The following is a 20,459-nucleotide window of genomic DNA, read 5'->3' as shown; positions in this document are numbered from 1 at the left end:
ACGATCGGAGGCATGACCCCCGTCGTCTTCATTCACGGGCTGTGGCTGCACGCCGGCTCGTGGCAGCCGTGGGCCGGCCGGTTCGCCGGACGCGGCTACGCGCCGATGCTGCCCGGCTGGCCCGGTGAGCCCGCCACGGTCGAGGCGGCCCGCCGGGACCCGGGCGCGGTCGCCGGACTCGGCCTCGCGGACCTCACCGGCCATCACGAGACGCTGGTCCGCGCGCTGCCGGAGTCGCCGGTCCTGATCGGGCACGCGCTCGGCGGGCTGATCGCGCAGCGGCTGCTCGGCTCCGGCCTCGGCCGCGCCGCGGTCGCGATCGCGCCGGCACCGGCCCGGATGCCCGCCGCCCAGCTCGCGGCCGCGTGGCCGGTGCTGCGCAATCCGGCGAACCGGCATCGGGCGGTGTCGCTGACCGCGGCGCGGTTCCGGCACGGGTTCGGCAGCACGCTCGGCCGGGCCGAGGCCGATGACCTGTTCGGACGGTGGGCGATCCCGTCGCCGGGCCGGCCCGTCTTCGAGACCGCCTGCGCGCACCTGGTCCGCGGCGCGGCGACCCCGGCCGACGCCGGCAACGACGCGCGCGGGCCGCTGCTGCTGATCTCCGGGCAGGAGGACAGGCTGGTGCCGGACGCGGCGACCCGGGCCGCGTACAAGCGTTACGGCGACTCGTCCGCGATCACCGAGCTCAAGCAGTATCCCGGGCGCGGCCACTCGCTCACCATCGACGGCGGCTGGCGCCAGGTCGCCGACCACGTGCTGGAATGGCTGGACCGCCATGACCGCTGAGCTGCGCCTGCAGATCCTCGGCCCGCTCCGGGTGTGGCGCGACGGCGTGGAGGCGGACGCGGGGCCACGGCAGCAGGCGTACCTGCTGGCGCTGCTGCTCGCCCGCGCGGGCCGGCCGACCGGCACGAGCGAGCTGATCGACCTGATCTGGGACGCGGACCTGCCGTCCACGGCCGTCAACATCCTCCAGAAATACATCGGCATGGTACGGAGGGTGCTCGAACCGTCGCTGCCGGCGCGGCGGACCGGCGGATACGTGCGGCGGCGCGGCGACGGCTATCAGCTCGACGCGGACGCGGGCGTGCTGGACCTGGTCGAGTTCCGGGAGCTGGTCGCGTCGGCGCGGGTGGCGGTGCCGCGGGAGGCGCTGGGTTTCTACGCGCGGGCGCTGGGGCTCTGGCACGGCCCCGCCGGCGCCGGGCCGGCGCACGGGCCGGCGGCGATGGCGCTGTTCGGGGCGCTGGAAGGGGAGTTCTTCGACGCGTGCGTGGCCGCTTCGGAGCTGGCGGTGTCGCTGGGACGGCCGGGGGAGGTGCTCGGGCCGTTGTCGCTGGCGGCGGGCATGGCGCCGCTGCACGAGCCGGTGCAGGCGGGGCTGATGTCGGTGCTGGCGGCGGACGGGCGGCAGGCGGAGGCGCTGACGGTGTTCCGGTCGGTGCGGGGGCGACTCGCGGAGGATCTCGGGGTGGATCCGGGGGAGGTGCTGCAGGAGGCGCACCGGCGGGTGCTGCGGCGGCGGTTGCCGGAGCGGCGGCGTCCGGGCGGTGGGGCGGCGGTCCTGCGTGCGCCCGATCCGTCTCCGGCCGGTGCCGTGCCCTTTTCCAGGCCGGACGCGCAGGGGCCGGTGGGCGCCAGGCCTGCCGTCTGCGGGCCGGAGGGCGCGGCGCCGGGTCTCTCCGGATCGGCTGCCTACGGGCGGCCCGCCGACGAACCTGTCGGGAGGGGCCAGGAACGTGTCGTGTTGCGGCAGGCCGTGGCGTCGGCGCTCGTGGGCGACACCGGGCTGGTCGTCGTGGAAGGGGAACCGGGCGCGGGCAAGACGCTCCTGCTGGAGGAGATCGGTGCGGAGGCCGGGCGGGCCGGCGCCCGCGTGCTGTGGGGCCGCTGTGTCGAGGGCGGCGGTGCGCCGCGGATGTGGCCGTGGACGCAAGCCCTCGTCACGCTGGATCAGGGCCAGATCTGGGGCCTGCCGGCCTTCCCGGGGCCGCCGGGCGCGCGCGGACCGGCCGGCAGCACGGCCGGAGCGTCCGGCCATATGGACGAGACGCCCGGTAGTACAGGCGGAGCACCCGGCAGCACGGACGCGGCCGGCGAAGCCCGGTTCCTGCGGCACGAGCGCGTCGTCACGGCCGTCGCCGAGGCCGCGGCACAGCGGCCGATGGTGCTGCTCCTCGACGATCTCCAGTGGGCCGACGGCGACTCGCTGCACCTGTTCGGTCACCTCGCGGCGCGGCTGCCGCCCGGGGTGGCGCTGATCGGCGCGTTCCGGGACCGTGCGCCGGAACCCGGTCCCGGCCTCGCGCGGATGCTGGCCGTGACCGGCCGCCTGTCCCGCCACCGCCGCCTCCGCCTCGGCCCGCTCGGCACGGCGGCGACCGGTGAGCTGGCCCGCCGCGTGACCCGCCGGAGTCTGGAACCCTGCGCGGATCGGGGACTTCACGACCGTACCGCGGGAAATCCGTTCTTGATCGTGGAACTGTCCAGGGTGGTGCCCGGCGACGGCGTGCTCACCGCGGACGGGATCGCCCGCGCGGACGTGCCGTCGGCCGTGCGTGATCTCGCCCGCGACCGGATCGCCGGGCTCGGCGAGGAAGCCGTGGAGTTGCTGAGGATCGCGGCCGTCATCGGCCGGGACGTCGACCTGACGCTGCTCGCCCGCGTGGCCGGCCTGGACGTGCAGACCTGCCTGGACCGGCTCGAACCGGTGCGCGCGCTCGGCCTGCTCGCGCCGTCGCCGGGTGATCCGTGCACGGTCCGTTTCCCGCACGAGCTGCTGCGCGAGGCGATCGTCCGGATCACGCCGGCCCGCGCCCTGCCCCGGCTGCATCTGCGGGTGGCGGAGGCGCTGGATCCGGCGCGCGCTCCCGGCCACGTCGCCTACCACCTGCGGGCGGCCGGGCCGCTGGCGGCGCCCGCACAGGCACCGATACGGGAACTCGAAGATGTAACACACTGTCGGTGAACCGGATCTGACGCTCTGTCGTAGAGGGGCCCAACACTCCGCTGGTCCTCTGAGATGGGGTAGCGACATGGCCGGGCCCGCCGTTCTCGACGCCTTCTCGCGACTGTGTCCGGACGGCCGCCTGATCCCGACCGGGAACGGTGTTTTCCTGCATCCGCACCCGATGAGTACGCCCGTGGACCTGGTCGCGCTGGTCCACGCCATGAACGCGCCGCGCGAGGACGGGCCGGCGCTGCTCCTGAGCCACCGGAGCCTCGGCGACGTGTCCGCGCTGGAGATCGTGCGGCGGGTGCTGGGCGACCTGACGGCCGGCGTGGGCGGGCCTCCGCGGATCGGCACGGTGGCGCCGGCGGGCGCGGACCGGACGGCGATCACGGCCTGGGAACAGGCGGCGGACCTGGTCGGCGTGCCGGTCAGCACGCGGTACGAGTCCTGGATGGAAACCTCGGAGCGCGTGGTCCGGGTCGACGCGCGCGGCCGTCCGGACGCGGCCGGCACGTTCGTCCGGGTGCTGCCCCGAGGGCTGGCCGCGATGCGCGCCACGCGCGACGCCGCGGTCACGATCGCGTCCGGCACGGGACGGACGCCGCTGGCCCGGGTACGCGAGCTGGTGGAGGTGTCCACCGCGGAGCGGCTGCGGCTGGGCGTGTCCCGTTCGGCGTCGCTCGCCGGCGCGTCGTGGTGGCAGGCGGGCTGTCAGCTGGCCGCGGGCCGGGTGCTGGGGCTGCCGGTCGCGGAGGCGGACACGGTCATGCCGGTCGCCGCGTCGGAACTGCCCGGTATGGCGGGTACGCCGGCGACGGATCCGGCGGCACTGGTGCGGGACCTGACGGCCCGGCCCGGCGCGGTGGCACTGGTGCACGAGACCGGTTCAGGGCGGGTGCGCTGGCTCGTGTCCGAGGACGGCGCGCTGTGGTGGGTGGACCTGTCCGCGGCGCCGGAGGAGGCGGTGCTCGCGTTCGACCCGGCGCGGCCTCCGGGGCCTGGCACCACGGTGCGTGCGGTGCCCGATGCGAGGTCGTTCGCGCCGGCCTCCGACCTGGTAGACGCGCTGCTCGACCCGGGGCAGGGCCGTCGCGACGCCGGCATGCTGGTCACCCGGCCGAAGCCGCAGCCCGCCGCGGACAACGGCATCACGACCGGGCCGGGCGGCGTCGAGGAACTGGTCGAGGCCGAGGTCGCGGCCGTCCAGTCCGATCTGGACAGCGACGACGTGGCGCGGCACTTCCTCGCCCTCGACGACCTGCTGGATGTGCGGCTGGCACGGGTGCACACGGGGTTCGTGACCGCGGGGGAGAACCAGGACCGGGCGCACCAGGAGGCGGTCGCGGAGATCGCCGCACTCGACACCCGGATCGTCACGCTGGGCCTGACACGCGACCTCCATCGGGCCGACCTGCGCGACAACCGGTATCCGGCCGTCCAGGCCGGAATCGACCTGCAGCACGACGCCGCGGCCGTCCAGGCCCGGCTGGACAGCGCGCAGCAGGGCCGGGACGCGGCCGTGGCCCGGCGGGACAGGGCGGCCGCGGCCCGTGCCAGGGCCGAGGCCGGCCGGGACCGGGTCGCGCAGTACGACGCATGGCTCCGGAACCTGGCCTCGGACTGGGCGCGGCTGGAACTCGGCGAGAGCCGCCGCAGGGCCGTGCAGCTGACGGCGACCGCGGCGCCCACGTCGGCCGTGACCGCGCTCGCCACGACGGAGACCGCCCAGATCACCGCGCTGCTGGCCAGGGACGCGGCCACGATGACGCCGGAGGACTTCGGCCGGCTCGCGTTCCTCGCGCGCCTGGACACCGCCCGGCAGCACGCCGAGACGGCCCACGCGGCCGGGCTCGCCACGCTGACCGCGAGCCTGACCGCGCACGTCGCGCGGCCGGCGGCCTACGGCCAGGTCACGCTCGACGCCACGGAACGCGAAGGCCTGGTGCGGGACGCGGTCACCCGGGCGCTCTGGGACCGGTTGTCCACCGCGTTCACCGACGGCCGGGCCGACGCCGGCACCGCCAGGTCGCAGGCCGCCGATCGGGCCCGCGCGCTGCACGACCGGCCCGCGGACCTGCGCGCGCTGCTGGACGAGATCACCGACCCGGCCACCCGCGCCCAGCGGCTCCCGGAGACCGGCGGCCACCACGCCGCGGGGCCGATCCGGCGCGCCGCTGACCGCGCACCACGCGGACGCCGTCTGCATCGACCACGTCCTCCCGACCGCGACCGGCGCGCACCTCCACACCGAGCCCATCTCGTCCCGGAACCGGGACCCGCGCGTCCGCGAGCTGAGCAGCCTGCCCGGCCGGGACGGGCACGTGTACCTGTCGTTCGGCGCCGAGATCGACCGGGCGCTCGCCACCCCGGCGGCCGGCCGCGGCCAGGCCGTCCTGTTCCAGTTCCTGCGCGGCCTGCCGGCCGAAGTGCTGGACCGGGCCGTGCTGCGGCTGCGGGACCCGTCCGGGCTGACGCTCGACGAGATCGCGGCACGGGCCGACGCGGCCGGTCTGCCGATCGAGATTCCCCGGGCGGAGCTGGGGGAGGGCCCGATGGATCCGGCGCGGCTGATCGGCTTCACCGCGGACTTCCGGCTGACCACCGTGGCCGAGGCGGAGATCCTGTGGGTGGCGCCGCTGCGGCACTGGACGACCGACGCCTACCGCGGCGCGGATCCCGCCGTGCTGACGGCCGCGCTCTCCACCCCGTACCCCCTGGCGCGGTTGATCTTTGATGGGGTCAACGGCGTGTCGCTCGGGCTGCCCGCGCCGCTGGTCACGCACGCCCACGGCGAGACAATGGCCGGGCTGCGCCGGCCGCTGGACGCCCGCGATCTGCCCGCGGGGCCGGGACGGCGGATCGGCGGATACGGCGACCTGCTCACCGCGCTGGCCGAGCCCGGCACGCGCGCGTTCGTCCAGGTGGACGGCGAGGTCTTCCTGGCGCTGCACGATCGGCACGGCCTGTCGCTGCTGGACCCGGCCACCGGCGGCGCGGCCGTGCTGCCGCCCACGCCGGACCGCATCGCGCTGCACCCGGTCGACGGCGCACCGGACCTGGCCGCCTGGCTGCACGACCTCCGCACGCGGCGACCCGGCACACGCCCGATCAGGCACTCCGCGGGCATCCGGGCGATCCCGCTCGGCGACGCCGGCCGCACCCTCGACGTGATCGGCACGCTGCACGGCCGTCTTCTGACCGAGATCACCGCGGCGGCGTCGGCGACGGGCGTGCACGCGCCGGTCGTGGTGGTCGCCACCGGCCGTCCGACCGACGCACAACTGTCCGATCTGGAGTGATCGCTCTTCCAGCACCGGCAGAACCAGCTCGCCGGCGGCGAGCCGCCGATCGTGGTGATCCGCGGCGACGCCCCGGCCGGGATCACGGCGCTGCGGGCCGCCTACGACTTCGCGCTGGTCCAGCAGACCACGCGGGGCGGCGGCGGGCTGTCGCTGCACCTGGACAATTTGTGGAGCGCCGGCGACGCGTCCGGGAAGCAGGCCGGGGGCGCCGGTGCCGGCGATCACCGGCGGGCTCCTGCGCGGGCTCACCGCGGCCCGGCCCGAGCCGCGTGCCGGACGGGTGCCGGAGCAGCTGATGAGCTACCTGGCCACGCCGCTGAACGACGTGGCGGCGTTGCGGGAACACGCGTCCGCGCTGAGGGAGCCGGCCCCGGAGATCGACAGGCTGGACACGGTACGCCCGGACGTCTTCGCGGGGTGGAAGGCGATCCTGCGGATCACGGAACGCGGGGACGAGGCGCTCGCCGAGGCCGCGTTCGACTACCTGGGCGCCGGGGCGGCGAAGGCGCTCACGATCGTGCCGTCGCTGCTGCGCGGCGACCCGGTCGCACGCGACAGCGGCATGACGGACCTGATCGACCTGACCCGGGGGCCGCTGGACGACGGCGCCAGCCGGGCCATCCTGGACGCGATCCGGCAGGGCGTCGGCGGCCGCCCGCTCGACGAGATCCGGCAGACGATCCACCGGCACTCCGTCTACCTCCCGCGGGACGGCCGCACCGGATGGATCCGCCGCCTGCGGGAGATGACCGCGCAGACCCCGGAACACAGCGCACTCTTCGCCGAGATCGCCCTGTTCGTGGAGACCTGCCCGTGACGGTTTGTGGTGAACCGGCGTGCTGTAATGCTGTGGAAGCCGGCCGGGTCCCCGTCTGTGACGGCCGGTCTTCCACCAGTCAAGATCAAAATTTTGATCTCTGCGTTCACACGGTGGCCGGCAGCGACCCGGTTTCTGTCCGCGGCCTCTGCTCAGCAGTTCGACAGCACCTCCGCGGCCCGGTCCACGACCTGGGCCCGCAGATCGGCGTCCGGCCCGCCGGCGGCGCGCAGGCTGTCCCGCCACGCGTCCAGCCGGCCCACCCACGCGACCCGGTCGACCGGGTCGACACAGCCGCTCCGGTCACTCGACGTGGTCACGTCGCCGAGAGCCGCCAGCAGCGGATGCGCCGACAGGTCGCCGGCCAGGTCCGCCGCAGGCGCCGCACGCAGCCCGGCCACCACCGCGAGCACCGTGACGTTCGCCCGGTCCACCGTGGTCTCCGCGGTCGCGTGCGCCAGCGTCAGCACCTCCTCGCCGGTGAGGGCACCGGCCATGAGCAGCTGGAACAGCAGGCCGTCCATGCCTAGGCGATCGCGCCGCGTGCCCCGGGTGGCCAGATAGTCGTAGACGAAGGCCGGCGGGACCGAGCCGCCCTCGTACGCCGGCTCGACGTGCAGCATCGACGTCGCGACCGGGACGAGACGTTCCTGCTCCACGGCCGGGAACGCCCCGTGCCGGCCCGCCACCGCCAGCGCCACCAGGAACGCGCCGAGCCGGTGATCCTCCGGGAACGCCGCGACCTCGGCCCGGAGTGCCTCGCGGACCCCGGGACCGTTCAGCTTCGTCTCGTGGTCACGGTGGTAAGCCTCGGCCGCCGTCCAGTCACGCAGGTGCAACCAGCCGGCCAGCACCGGCGGCAACGGCGGCCCGGCGGGCACCGCGATCGTCTCGGCAGCTTTGCCCAGCACCCGGTACAGGTCCGTATCCTGATCCACCCTGCCGTCCGGGTATTCCAGCTGCCACTGCTGTCCGCTCAGCCCGCCGCTCACCTCGCGGACCACCACCGGCCGGTGAGTGTCGCGGACACGCGCGAAGGCGCTGATCGCGCCCACGGTTCCGGAGGTCGCCAGCACGAGCGGCGACACCCCGAACCGGCGATACTCCTGCAGCCGCTCTCCCAGCTCGTGCTCCAGTCGCACGATCGCCTCCGGCGCCCCGGCCAGGTCGACCGCCACCACCGGCCGCCCATCCACCGCGAATTCCGCGACCGCACCGAGCAGCTGCCGCGCATCCGCGCGGGTCCAGCCACCGACCTCCGCCACGGTCGGCAGCGGCGTAGCGGATCGTGTCGGCAGGGCCATCAGCGCGGTGGTACGACGCTGGTCCTGCGGTGGTAACACCAGGGCGTGCGGTGCCGGCAGCGCCTGAGACTGCGTCAGCTGCACCAGCTGTGGTTGAGGCGCCGCCATTCCCTGCGAAACGAAGCCTCGTGGTCTGCCGGGTAGAAGCACTTGCCGGGCATTGTTGTCGAGGACCAGAGCCTCGACCGAATGGGTTCTGCTACGGCTGTCATATCCGAGGAGGGGCGTGGTCTGGACCAGCCCCATCTGAGGGTCAAGGAACAACACCTGACCGTCTTGGTTGATCGCGACCCAGGCATGCGACGTGCCACTCATGTCGCTGGACACGACGATCGCCGCGGAGGAGTGGCCCAGACGGAGCAGGGCGTTCGTCAGCTCGAGGTGGGCGTGATCCACCGCGGCCTTGAGCTGCTGAGCCGTCCGTTGCAGATAGCGGCTGCCGTCGTGGTGCGCCGCGGTCAACAGTTGGAAGTATCCGTTCGCGCCCCCGATCGCTTCCAGCCGCCGGACGGCCGCGATCTCTCCGTGGTCCGGACGCGTCGAGCCCTCGCGATAGCCGTCGAAGGTGCGTGGCGCGGAGACTCTCGGTCGCCCATGATTCCAGGTGTCCAGGAATGAGAGCGTGCAGTCGGCGCAGTTGATGGCACGGGTCGGATCAGCCGTCGGGCCGCCATCATTGATCAGCGTGAACCAGGAACCCGGCGTCGTGGTCGGCCGGGGATTGAGTACGAAGCCGCCGTGCTCCTCTCTCAGCGCGTGCTCCAGCATGCGCTGGTGCAGGAGAAGGGGTCGGCGCAGGCCCCCGGCTTGATCGTATTGGCGTGATTCGTCGATCGCGCGCGGCTGGCTACCAGGGCGTAAGGAAGCTGTGGTGCTGATGGGCACGTGCGGCACGAGTTCACCGTCGTCCTCATTTACCTGTTCCCACGAATAGGCCCGGCTCTGGGCAGCGGCAGCGGCCCATCGGTCCGCTTCCGCGCGCCAGCTGTCGATACTCTGCTGATGCTGCTCCGCTTGGCGTAACCAAGACGCGGGATCTCGCTCGGTGGGATTTGTGGCGAGCCGGTTCGCGATCTCCAGGCGTTTCTGCAGCGTCTCTATCCGCGAGCGATACTCGGCCTCCTGCTTCACGAGGATGAAGTTCCTGGCCAGCCCCGGCCGGGCATGATTTCGGGCTTGGTATCGGTGCATCGCCTGCTGCTGGCGGGCGAACTCCTGCTGGGCCAGTTCCGCCGCCGAGGGCTGCGCAGGCGCCGGCGGCGGAACCGCACGTCGGACCACCGGCGGCAACGGCTGCGGAGCGGGATCCGCGACCGGATACCGGTACATCGACGGCAACGGCGCCGCCTGCTGCTGCGCCGGCCGTTGTTGCCCGCTGCTCCGATTGCCGCGCGAATGCATCCCCACGTCGACGTAGCCGCCGGCCGAGTGCGCTTGAGTCTGCGGCGGAAGGGACACCGGAGCGGGCAGCACCGCGGTCAGATCCACCACGTCGCCGTACTCGTTGAGCAGTAGCACCTGCGCGTCCTGTGCGGATACCGCCGGTGAGACGGGCCGGCCGGCGGCATCCTTTCCGCGGCCGTCCACGGCCACGACCCCGTGGTCGTCCGTCGAGATCAGCCAGTAGACCTCCGGCGACGTCGCCTGGGACGGGTGCGGTCGCACCAGAGCCATCGTTCCGGGCATGCTGCGCAGATACAGGAACAGTGCATGGGGATCCGGCACCGGAATCAGACGGCCGCCCAGCCGCGCCGCCAGTTCGTCCGGTGTGGCCGGCAAGAGCGGCCTCGTCGTCGGTCCACCACTGTCGGTCCGGTTGTGCACGGCGGCGAAGACGCCGAGTGCACGCCGCACGTTGTCCTCCGGCGGCAGCGGACCCGAGCTGAGATCGAGGCCGGCGGGGAGCGCTACCGCGCCGTACCACGTCGTCAGCCGTGCGACCGACTCCCGGCGCTGCGTCTGGTCGGTCAGGTCCGGCGGCGTCTGCGGCAGAGGACCGGCGGTCTGCAGGGCCACGTTGATGACATCCGCACTGATGCCCGCGCGGGCCGCCGCGTCGGCCTCTCCGAACGCGACGCTGAGCATCGCCGCGGTCAGCTCTCCCTCACCGAGCTCGCGCACCTGGTTGTCGGCGGTCACGACACGCCAATGCCGCGTTTCCTCAGGAACATCACCGGCGGCCGCCGGTGGCTGCTCGACGAGCAACGGATAGACGATGTTGAGTCGATGTTCCCGGCGGAGACGGTCGAGCCGCTGGTCGTTCGACCACGAGACGAAGAGCCGGTTCCGGGCGCTGGGTGCTGAATCGAGTCTCTCCCGCAGCCAGTCGAGATTCTCCTTCCAGTCCTGTACGGGGCCGCCCAGGAGGGCGGGGGCGCCGATCAACGCTGTTCCCCGTCGGCCGACCGGGAACGTCTCCGCCCAGGCCGGGATCGGCCGACGGGCCGAGGCCCACCCACGGCCTTCACCGGCCAGCCACTGATGGCTGTCGGCGGCCCGGACCGACGCCGGGACGACAAGCGCCTCCTCGTAGGCGTTGTTGGCCAGCCGGGTCAGCGTCTCGTTGTGGAAGCGGGCCTGCTCGGCCGACACGCGTCGCGCACCGTACGAGCGGACCTCGACGACGGCGTGCGGGACGAGCAGGCCGCTCGGTCCGGCGTCCGGCGGCACCGTCGTCACACCGCCCAGCACGTCGGCCTGGAAGACCGGGCCGGCGGTACGGTCGAAGGCATTGAGTACGTAATCCCGAAGGGTGGTCAGTTCCTCCTCGTCGGTGGTGATCGGCAGGTCCGCAAGCGTGATCGCGCGACCGTCGTCGTCTCCCCGGCGTTCACGGAACCGGGCGTCGAAGGCGGGAACGCGTGCCCGGTACCGAAGCTCGAGATCGGTCCAGATCCCTTCGAGGTTCTCGGCGAAGAAGTCCTGTGCCGCCTCCGGCAGACCGAGGAGCAGATCGAAGAAGGACTCGGTCCTGGACAGGACCGCGATGTTCCTCTTGTCGGGCGAGTGGACGGTCACGAAACGATGGGTGATCCCCGCGAAGTTGCAGTAGAACAGTGCGCTGTAGCCCGCGACCTCTCTGATCGCCCGTCCCACATCGAGGAGCGCCGGATATCCGCGGGACTGCACGAACTGCCGGAACCGTTCGGCGAGCGCCGCACCGAATGCCAGGCCGTCGGTGAGGAAGTCCTGCGTCAGGAACTCCGGGCTGGTCCGGAAGGTGTTGTCGCGGATGTGCTGCAGGACGGCCCACATCCCGGAGAGCACGAATCCGTGTGTGTAGTGGTATCCGGAGCCCGGCACTTCGCCCACGGGCTGGCGACCGACCGTGGTCATCTCGCCGAGGAAGCTGAGGTTCACCCGTTCGCCGGCCAGGAACTCGGACAACGGCATGACCGGGCCACCGCCGTCCGGACCGGGTATCCGATCGGCGAGCGCCGCCATTCGCTTGAACGCGTCGAACACCGGGGCCGGATCGACGCGGCCGGCCTCGTGCGGATGCGCGCGCATCACCGAACTGACCCGCTCGATCATCCCCGCCATGACGGCTTCTCCACTGCCCCCGGCGGCCTTCGCCTCCTGTTCGGTGACGTAGAAGCGATCGTCCGGACCCAGGTAGAAGAACTTGGTCTCGACCTCGACGCGATAGCCCGGCCCGAACGCCAGAACCTCGGTGCGAAGTTCTGTCACATCACCGGCGTCATCGTCGAAGAAGAGCATCACCGACTGCTCGTCCTCCACGCCCGAGCCTCGGTACCGTAGCTCGGCGAAGTCGGTCAGATTTCCCGTCGCCGTGGCCGATTCCTGGGGCGGCGCCGGTGTCGTTACCGCGGTGCCGTCCGCCGCGAAGACCCGCACCCGCAGGTCGCCACCGCTCATCAGCGGCGGGTCCGGGGTCTCCGCGAACAACCGCACCCGATCGGCCTCGGCACGCGCGGACGGGTCTACCGTCAACAGGCCGTCGGTCGTGTGCACGACCAGGAACGCGTGGCCGTACGATCCTGGCCGCCCGGCGAGCACGAATGCGACCCGGCCAGGCTCGGCGCCGATCAGCGCACCGATCTCCGCCCAGCCCGCGACTCTCGGCCAGGTGGCCGGCCTGCCCCACCCCGCCCAGATCCCGCCGTGCACGCTGAGGTCGTCCAGTGACCGGCCCTGCAACGGGGTCAGCCGTACACCGAACCGGCCGAACAACTCGTCCCGCGCGAACGTGACGGCGGTGGCACAGTACGCCTCTCCACCGCCGGTGCCGATCCGCTGCCGGACCAGTTCACTCAGCGCGCGCATCCCGGCGGCCGAGTTCTCGATCGGCACCGCCCGGCCGCGGGCCCAGGAACGGCCGGCGCCCAGCATGTTCGCGGTGATCCATCCTCCGGCTCCGGCCGCGAGGTCGTCCGGCGTCACCTCGCGAAGCGCGCCCGGACCGTCTGTGCGCGGCTCCACCGACCACAGCCGGCCGTCGTCGTCGGACACGAGCCACCACACGCGCCCGGCGCCGCCCTGCCGGGACCGCACCAGCGCCATCGCGCCGGGCGTGGTCCGTAGCACCTTGGCGAGATCGTCGATGCGTGCCCGCTCCTCGCCGGGCATGCCCAACAGCCGGGACGCCTCGCCGGGTGTGAACGGCCGTACGGCGCCGGTCAGCATGGCGGGGTCAGCGCCGGCCGGGAGACCGGACCAGGCGATCGCGGCCCCCAGGTGATAGGTCGCGTCAAGCCCTGTCGAACGGGCCTCATCCGTGGGCGACGATGTCGGAACGCGCAGTTCATCCCGGATCGTCGACGCCGTGGTGAGCCACTGGCGAAGCCGGTTCATCGGTGACAGGTCGCCGTCGTGGGGCAGGCCGACGGCCTCACGGAGTGCCAGACGTGCTGCCGCGTAGGCTCGCGGCAGCACGCGGACGGCCCGAGGCTCTGTGGAGGTCTCTCGTCCGTCGTCGCCGACCACGACGAGCCGGGAATCCTCCGTGGGTAGTGCCATACCGTCCCGGTACGGCACGTGGGCCGGGAGATCGAACACGTCCACGCGGTCCTGCCAGGACTCCGCGCCGGATCGTGAGTTCGGCAGCGTGCCGAGCACCGCGCGACGGCGGGCCTCCGACGGCAGCCGATCGAGGGCTTGCCGTAGCACGAACGCCGTGGTCACCTTGTCGAGCGCGGCTTCGGTCGCAAGAACCAGGGACTCGCCCGGAAGACGGTCCACCCGTAGCGCGTCGTGCAGAGCGCGCGCGTCGCGCGTCGCGATCGTCGGACCGTCGTGGAAGAACACACCGGCCGGGACCGGGATGAGTCTTCCGTCCGCGCACTCGACGATGAGTGCCATCAGGAGACCCGTGACGGAGTCGATGATCTCATCGCCAGCATCGTAGGCGCCACGAGTTGACGGTCAGTGAATTGATTGTCCACTATGTGTAGTCGGCCGTTTGCTCGCGCCGGAGGCCAGGCCGGCGCTCGTCGAACCAGCCGCCGCCCTGCACCGGGGCGGTGGGACACCTGAACGAGGGCGGTGACGGCACCGGTCCGTCCCTGCTTGACTGGGGCCGTCCACGAGACCCCCGCCCGGCCCGTACCCCGGTCGCGTGATGTCACCCGGCGTGACGGCCCCGGGGCCGGTCCCGCCCGCGGGATCGGCGCGAACCGGCTCCGCCGCCGGGCCGTCACGGGCCGGCACGGTGCCGGGCGGGCCCGCGATCGGCCCGCAATCGGCGTGGCACACGCCCGGAGGAGACGATTCAGTGTTCGCGCCGGCGCCGGATCAGCCAGAGCGGCAGCTGCCACGCGACCACGACCGCACCGAGACCGACCGCGACCAGTGCGATCCCGCCGAAGTCGGGCGACGAGACGCCGGCCTCCGCGGGGGCGGGGCGGGCGGCCACGGCGGCGTCGACCGCCGTGGCCGGGTCGATGAAGCCCCAGCCGGAACCGGGATCGGGCGTGCCGGCGCCGTCGCGCTGGGCGGTGGCCTCGATGAGCTGGGCCGCGTCGGTCGCGGGCAGGTCCGGGGCGGATGCGCGGACCAGTGCCAGCAGGCCGGCCGCGAACGCGGCGGCGAAGTCGGCGCCGTCGCCCTGGAGCAGCGGGCGTCCGGCGGTGCCGAGCGTGGTCACGCCGACGCCGGGGGCGACCACGTCGGCGTTGCCGGACGGGAGCGGCTGCACGGGGGTACGGTCCGCGCCGACGCCGCCGACGCGCAGCAGGCCGGGACGGTCGCCGGGGTCGGGGCCGCCGGCCGGGACGACCACGGCGACGTCGAGGCGGACCGCGTGGTCGATCGCGGCCGTGACCTCGGGGGCCGCGAGGTCGCCGCCGGCGGTGAGCGCGATGACGGACGCGCCGCCGTCGACCGCGAGCCGGAGCGCGTCCGCGAGCGCGCGGGCGCCGGGTCCGGCGGGCACGCGGATCGGCAGGATCTGCGACGCGGGGGCGACGCCGCTGAACTCGTCGGCGCGGGCCGCCTGAGCGGCGATGATGCCGGCCATCGCGGTGCCGTGGCCGGTGCAGTCGACGGTCGCGGTGCTGCCGTCCACGGCGGTGCCGTCGAGGACGCGGTCGCCGAGCGCGGGGGCCGCCCGGTCCACGCCGGTGTCGACGACGGCGACCGTGAGTCCCGCACCGCGGCCGCGTACCCAGGCGGCGGTGAGGTTGAAGGTGAGCTGCGCCCAGGGCAGGCCGCCCGGGGCGGCGCGGTCCGGTCCGCGCGCGGGACAGGATGCGCCGGTCGCGGGCGGGGCGGGCGAGACGGCGGCGGGGTCGTCGGGCAGGACGCCGTAGCGGACCTCCGGGCCTGCGGCGTCCCAGGGCAGAGCCAGGATCCAGCCGGTACGCAGCGCGTCCGCGCCGGTCAGCGTGCCGCCGTCGGGCTGGCGGCGCCCGCTGTTGAGCGCGATCAGCTCCCGGTTCCGGTCGCCGCTGCCGAGCAGCCGGGCCGCGATGTCGCGCAGGTCCTCGGGCTGCCCGTCCGGGCCGGTCGCCACCACGTAGTACTTCCAGAACTCGGCCGGCGCGGCGGCCTCGGCGCGCGCCGGGAGCAGCGGCGCGGCCACCAGCAGCAGGGCCGTGAGCCATCGAAGGACGATCCACCGGGTACGGTGATCGGCCGCGGGCGGCGTCATGCAACTCTCCAAAATGGACCGGCGGGTGGGTACGGGAGCGCTCCCGGCCACGGTAGGGCACAGGGGGCGGCGGTGCCTCTCACGGGGCCGCGTGCGGCAAGACGTTCAACACTCGGCCAGGAGGTCTCCACGGTGTCCGCGCGATGGGTGCTTGTGCTGGCGGCGGTGGCCGGAGTGCTGCTCGGCGCGCTGGCCGGCCCGGCCCCGGTGTCGGCCGCCGACACCGGAAAGTACTACGTCGTGGGTCAGCCGGTCGACGGTCAGCGCGAGTATCTGTTCGCGATCGCGCTGCGGACGCTCGGCGACGGCAACCGGTACCCGGAGATCGTCGAGCTCAACCGCGGCCGGCCGCAACCGGACGGCGGCACACTGGACGACCCGACCGACCTGCACCCGGGCTGGATCCTGATCCTGCCGGCGAACGCGAAGGGCTCCGGCGTGCGCACCGGCCCGCTCCCGGAGGTGAGTGCCGCCCCGGCCACGAACTCGCCGACCGCGAACGCGCTGGCCGCCCCGGACTCCGCACCCGGCAACGGGGCGCTGCTCTGGACCGGCATGCTGCTGGTCGCGGTCGGGGTGCTGGCGCTGATCGTGCTGGCCACCGGGAGCGGGCGGCGCGGGCGGGCGGCGGCCGAGGCGCCGGTGGAGGCGATCGGGCGGGTGCGGACCCCGCAGCCGACGTTCGCGGAGCCGACGTTCGCCGAGCCGGTGGTGACACAGCCGGTGCCGGCCGGGCAGACGTTCGCGGAACAGACCTCCGCGGCGATGACGCCGGCGCACACGGTCCCGTCGGTTTCCCGGGGCGGAGGCACGGCGCCCGGCAGGGGCGATGCCGCACCGGGAAGCGGTGCTGTGCCGGGAAGCGGTGCTGTGCCGGGAAGCGGTGCCGTGCCGGGAAGCGGTGCCGTGCCGGGAAGTGGCGCGCTGCCGGGCACGGCAAGGGCTGGTGAGACCGTGGCGGGTGGCGTGGCGCTGCCGACGTTCTCGGAGGGGCCTGCACGTAGCGGCGCGGAGCCGGTGAAGAGCCCGGAGGATTCGGTAGAAGGGCTGGATGCCGCGTCCGTGCTGCTGGGCAAGCCCGAGTCGGGCGGTCCGGTTCGGCTCGGCAGCGGCGGCCTGATCGTCGGCGTCAGCACGTCCAGCCGTCCCGCGAAGGCGTCGGCAGCTCCGGTGCCGACGAAGCCGGCAGATCGAGAGCCGGCGAATCCGACGCCCGGAGAGCGGACGGCCGTGGTTCCTGGCGACCGAGCGCCTGCGGCGCCCACGGATCCGGAAGCGTCGGTGCAGCCCGGCCCGCCCCCGCCCACGCTGCCCGCCGCCGGAGACCGCGCGCCCGTGGTCAGCGAGACGCTGGACGCCGGTTTCGGCCCGGTCGAGGTACGGCTGATCGGCGCGACCCGCACGCAGAACACGCCGGTCTACGCCTGGCTGGCCGACGGCGAGCCCGCGCCACCGGCCACCGTCCCGCTGGTGCTCGGCCGCCGGGACGGGTGGCGGCTGCATGTCGACCTCGCGCGTACCCCCGATGTCCTGACGGTTGTCGGCCCGGAGGCGGATCGTCGCCGGCAGGCGGCCGCGCTCGCCCGCTCGCTGCGCGACGCAGGCGTGGGCGTGACCGTGGTCGGCGACGCGCTCGGCGGCGAGACGGTGCCGGGCGCCCGGTCGGAGGACGAGTTCCCGGCCTCGGTGACCGGCCCGCACGTGGTGGTCTGCGCGTCCGTCCCCGCAGGGGCCCGGCGGCTGGCCGCAGGGAGCGGCCGGCGGGCCGTACCCCTGGTGGTGGGTGAGGTTCCGGCCGCGCGCTGGTCGATTCAGGTGGCCTGACCGGTCGACCGAATTCCCGCACGTCCCCATTGAACGACGTCCGCCGGGCAGCCGTAGACGGGGCGACGAGGACCGCGATACGGAGGAGAGTGCCGGTGCCGACGACACAGCGAAGCCTGAATCGCCTGTTCATCGGGCTTCTTCTGGCGTGCGGGGCGGTGCAGGTGACCTCGGCCGGACAGGCAGCCGCGGCGCCGCCGGCCGCACCGTTCGTGAAGTACTACACGGTCGCGGCGTCGTATCGCGGCGCGCCGGAGAACCTGACCGAGATCGCGGTGCGGTTCCTCGGCGACGGTTCCCGCGCGCCCGAGATCCTCACGCTGAACTCGGGCCGTGAACAGCCGGACGGCGGCACGCTGCAGAACCCGGCCACGCTGCGCGCGGGCTGGTCGCTGATGCTGCCGTGGGACGCCTACGGCGACGGCGTCCGCTACGGCCTGCTCCCGGAAACGATGCCGACTCCGAGCCCGTCCCCGACGCCGGTCCAGCAAGCACAGAACCCACCAGCCCAGCAGCCCCCGAAACCGCAGCAGACCCCGTCACCAAAGCCGGAGCAGCCACAGCAGCCACAGCAGCCGAACCAGGACGGCTGCGACAACACCCCCGACCCCGGCGAGTCCCGCTCCACCTGGGCCCAGGAACGCCTCACCGCCGACCGCGCCTGGCCGACCACCCGCGGCGACGGCATCATCGTCGCCGTCGTCGACTCCGGTGTGGACGCCACCCTCCCCGAGCTCAGCGGCCGCGTAGAGCCCGGCGCCGACATCACCGTCGGCAGCGGCACCGGCGACTCCGACTGCCTCGGCACCGGCACCGGCATGGCCGCGATCATCGCCGGCACCTCCGACCGGTCCGGCACCCCGTCCGGCCTCGCACCGAAGGCCGTCATCCTCCCGATCCGCGTCACCGACGACCGCGCGGCGACGGAACCCGCCGACCAGGCCACCGCGATCGAGGTCGCGGTCTCCGCCGGCGCCCGCGTCGTCGCGTTCGGCGCGCACGCGGACCTCGCGGATCCGGCCGTCTCCGCCGCCGTCTCCGACGCGCTCACCCACGACGTGCTGGTGGTCGTCCCCGCCTACCAGGGCCCGCGCCCGGAGGCGGCCGCCGATGCCGCCGGCGCGCTGCTCGCGGTCGGCGCGGTGGACGCCGACGGCCGTCTCTCCGGCGACTCGCAGGGCAGCGGCCCGGACGTGGTCGCGCCCGGCGTCGGCGTCGCCACGCTCGGCGTGAACGGCAGCGGCACGGTCACCACGAGCGGCCCGCAGTACGCGGTCGCGTTCGCCGCCGGTCAGGCCGCGCTGGTCCGGGCCGCGCATCCCACGCTCACCGCAGCGCAGGTCAAGCACCGGATCGAGCAGACCGCGGACCGGATGGGCGGCGAGACCCGCCCGGACACCGGCTACGGCTGGGGCATGATCAACCCGTCCGCCGCGGTCTCGGCGACGGTCGACGGCGAGATCCCTCCGCCACCGGCGGACCCGGACCCCGGCATCGGCCTGGGCACCGGCATCGCGATCGCGGTCGTCACGCTCATCCTCCTGGCAGCCATGACGCTGCTGGTCCTGCGCGCCCGCAGCTGGGCCCAGGGCGACGACTCTAAACAGCCGCATGACGACGCCCAGGGACCCGCGTGAAAACCCTCCCGGCACAATCGGATCAGGTCCGCCCCGGCCGTACGGTTGCCGTACATTGGGGCCCGGCCGGGCAGCGACGGACACCGACCACAGGGGAGCGAGCTCGTGAGCGACATCTCTGCGCGACGCCCGTGAGCAGCCCGGAAACCCCGCCGCAGGCGAACGAGGAAGTCGCTCCGGAAGAGCGGATGCGCCTGATCCACGAGGCGCACGCCGGCCCCGTGCTCCGCTTCCTCACCAAGCTCACGCTCGGCGACCAGGATCTGGCGGAGGATCTGCTGCAGGAGGCGATGCTGCGCGCCTGGCGCAACCTCGACGTGCTGCCGATGGACACGGCCGCGGTCGCGCCGTGGCTGTTCACGGTGGCGCGCAACGTGGCGATCGACGCGGCCCGCGCGCGCAAGGCCCGCCCGTCCGAGGTCGTGCTGCCGGACATCTCCCGGCTGCCCGAGCCGGTCGACGCGATGGAGGGGATGGTCGCCGAGCACATCGTCCGGAAGGCGCTGGGACAGCTGAGCTCGGAGCACCGCGCGGTGCTGATCGAGGTCTACTTCCGGGGCGCGTCCACCGCGGAAGCGGCGGCCAGGCTCGGCATCCCGGAGGGTACAGTGAAGTCGCGTGCCTACTACGCCGTGCGTTCCATGCGGGCGGCCGTCGGTTCGGCGGAGCCGGCATGACGACGCGGAGCCCGGCCGGGGCGGAGGACGGAGGTGCGTCGCGGATGGGCGACGACGCCGTCTCCGCGCACGAGGCGCTGGGCCTCTACCTCCTGGGCGCGCTGCCCGACGACGAGCGGACCGCGTTCGAGCGGCACCTGGCCGGTTGCGAGCGCTGCACGGCCGAGGCGCTCGATCTGGGCCCGACCACGAGCGGCTTCGCCCAGTTCACGGACGAGGAGATCCTCGCTCTCCTCACCGAGCCCGGCACCGACGATTCCGCGCCCCCGGAAGAACCGGAAAGTCCCGCCACGGTACGCCCGAGCACTCGGCCGGCCCGGCCGAGCCCACGCGCCCGTCGTCGCCGTCCGTTGCTGATCGCCGCCGCCGCGCTGCTGCTGATCGTCACCGGTCTGTCCATGGTGTTCCTGCACGACACCGGCACCTCCCCCGGCACGCCGCCGGTCGGCAAGGTTCCCGCGCTGGCCGCGATCGCCGAGGCGGAGAGCTCCGGCGTCAGCCTGTCCGTCTCCGTCATCGAGACGCCGGACGGCCAGATCGCCCGCGCCACCGTCAGCGGCCTGCGGGCCGGCACGCAGTACCGGCTCTACACCGCGGTCCGCGGCGGTGCCACCCACGTGATCGCGGACTGGACCGGGAAGACCGGCGTGCAGGAGGTCGACGGCCGCCTGCCGGTCCCGGCCGACACGCTCGCGTTCTTCTCCGTCTACGTGGCCGACGGCGGCCCCGTCATCACCGCCTCCATCGCACCCACCACGCCGACCCCGCGCTGAGCATCACGCCGGGCACACCGCGCTGAGCGTCACGCCGGGTGAACCGGCGCGGTCCGGG

At 73.8% G+C, this 20,459-nt stretch carries 10 protein-coding genes; 8 read left to right on the top strand and 2 right to left on the bottom strand.

Features of this window, described 5'->3' with window-relative positions; all coding sequences use genetic code 11:
- The first annotated feature begins 12 nt into the window (after positions 1-12).
- The 4 genes from OP04_RS29535 to OP04_RS29520 all read left to right on the top strand — a co-directional run bounded on the left by OP04_RS29535 (position 13) and on the right by OP04_RS29520 (position 7,075).
- Complete coding sequence (locus OP04_RS29535) at positions 13-789, top strand: alpha/beta hydrolase (protein ID WP_033343146.1); 777 nt, start codon at positions 13-15, stop codon at positions 787-789.
- A complete protein-coding gene (locus tag OP04_RS29530; RefSeq protein ID WP_051799319.1) occupies positions 779-2,971 on the top strand; it encodes a BTAD domain-containing putative transcriptional regulator in 2,193 nt (730 codons plus the stop codon). The genes OP04_RS29535 and OP04_RS29530 overlap by 11 nt, the downstream gene beginning before the upstream one ends.
- Before the next feature lie 163 nt (positions 2,972-3,134).
- Entirely contained in the window at positions 3,135-5,690 is a 2,556-nt protein-coding gene (locus tag OP04_RS29525) for a hypothetical protein (RefSeq protein ID WP_157240549.1), read from the top strand.
- A gap of 779 nt (positions 5,691-6,469) precedes the next feature.
- Positions 6,470-7,075: a hypothetical protein gene (locus OP04_RS29520; protein ID WP_033343144.1), complete on the top strand. Its 606-nt coding sequence runs from the start codon at positions 6,470-6,472 to the stop codon at positions 7,073-7,075.
- A 152-nt stretch (positions 7,076-7,227) separates the two neighbouring features.
- Here OP04_RS29520 and OP04_RS29515 read toward each other — a convergent pair whose 3' ends face one another.
- Both OP04_RS29515 and OP04_RS29510 read right to left on the bottom strand, forming a co-directional pair.
- The gene (locus OP04_RS29515) at positions 7,228-12,732 is read right to left on the bottom strand and encodes a toxin glutamine deamidase domain-containing protein (protein WP_157240546.1); all 5,505 of its coding nucleotides are present in this window, start codon (positions 12,730-12,732) and stop codon (positions 7,228-7,230) included.
- A gap of 1,378 nt (positions 12,733-14,110) precedes the next feature.
- Complete coding sequence (locus tag OP04_RS29510) at positions 14,111-15,490, bottom strand: S8 family serine peptidase (protein WP_051799318.1); 1,380 nt, start codon at positions 15,488-15,490, stop codon at positions 14,111-14,113.
- A 132-nt stretch (positions 15,491-15,622) separates the two neighbouring features.
- Here OP04_RS29510 and OP04_RS56555 point away from each other — a divergent pair, with 132 nt between their 5' ends.
- From OP04_RS56555 to OP04_RS29490, 4 genes are all read left to right on the top strand, one after another.
- Complete coding sequence (locus OP04_RS56555) at positions 15,623-17,314, top strand: hypothetical protein (protein WP_157240543.1); 1,692 nt, start codon at positions 15,623-15,625, stop codon at positions 17,312-17,314.
- Positions 17,315-17,409: 95 nt separating this feature from the next.
- Complete coding sequence (locus OP04_RS29500; RefSeq protein WP_063746715.1) at positions 17,410-18,951, top strand: S8 family serine peptidase; 1,542 nt, start codon at positions 17,410-17,412, stop codon at positions 18,949-18,951.
- A 131-nt stretch (positions 18,952-19,082) separates the two neighbouring features.
- Complete coding sequence (locus tag OP04_RS29495) at positions 19,083-19,628, top strand: sigma-70 family RNA polymerase sigma factor (RefSeq protein ID WP_051799315.1); 546 nt, start codon at positions 19,083-19,085, stop codon at positions 19,626-19,628.
- Positions 19,625-20,401, top strand: coding sequence for a zf-HC2 domain-containing protein (locus OP04_RS29490; protein ID WP_085066863.1), 777 nt, complete (start codon positions 19,625-19,627; stop codon positions 20,399-20,401). The genes OP04_RS29495 and OP04_RS29490 overlap by 4 nt, the downstream gene beginning before the upstream one ends.
- Positions 20,402-20,459: the final 58 nt, after the last annotated feature.

Source organism: Catenuloplanes japonicus, assembly GCF_000717135.1.
Taxonomy (GTDB): domain Bacteria; phylum Actinomycetota; class Actinomycetes; order Mycobacteriales; family Micromonosporaceae; genus Catenuloplanes; species Catenuloplanes japonicus.
Note: the sequence above shows the minus strand (reverse complement) of the source record. Positions and strands in the feature narration are given on the sequence as shown.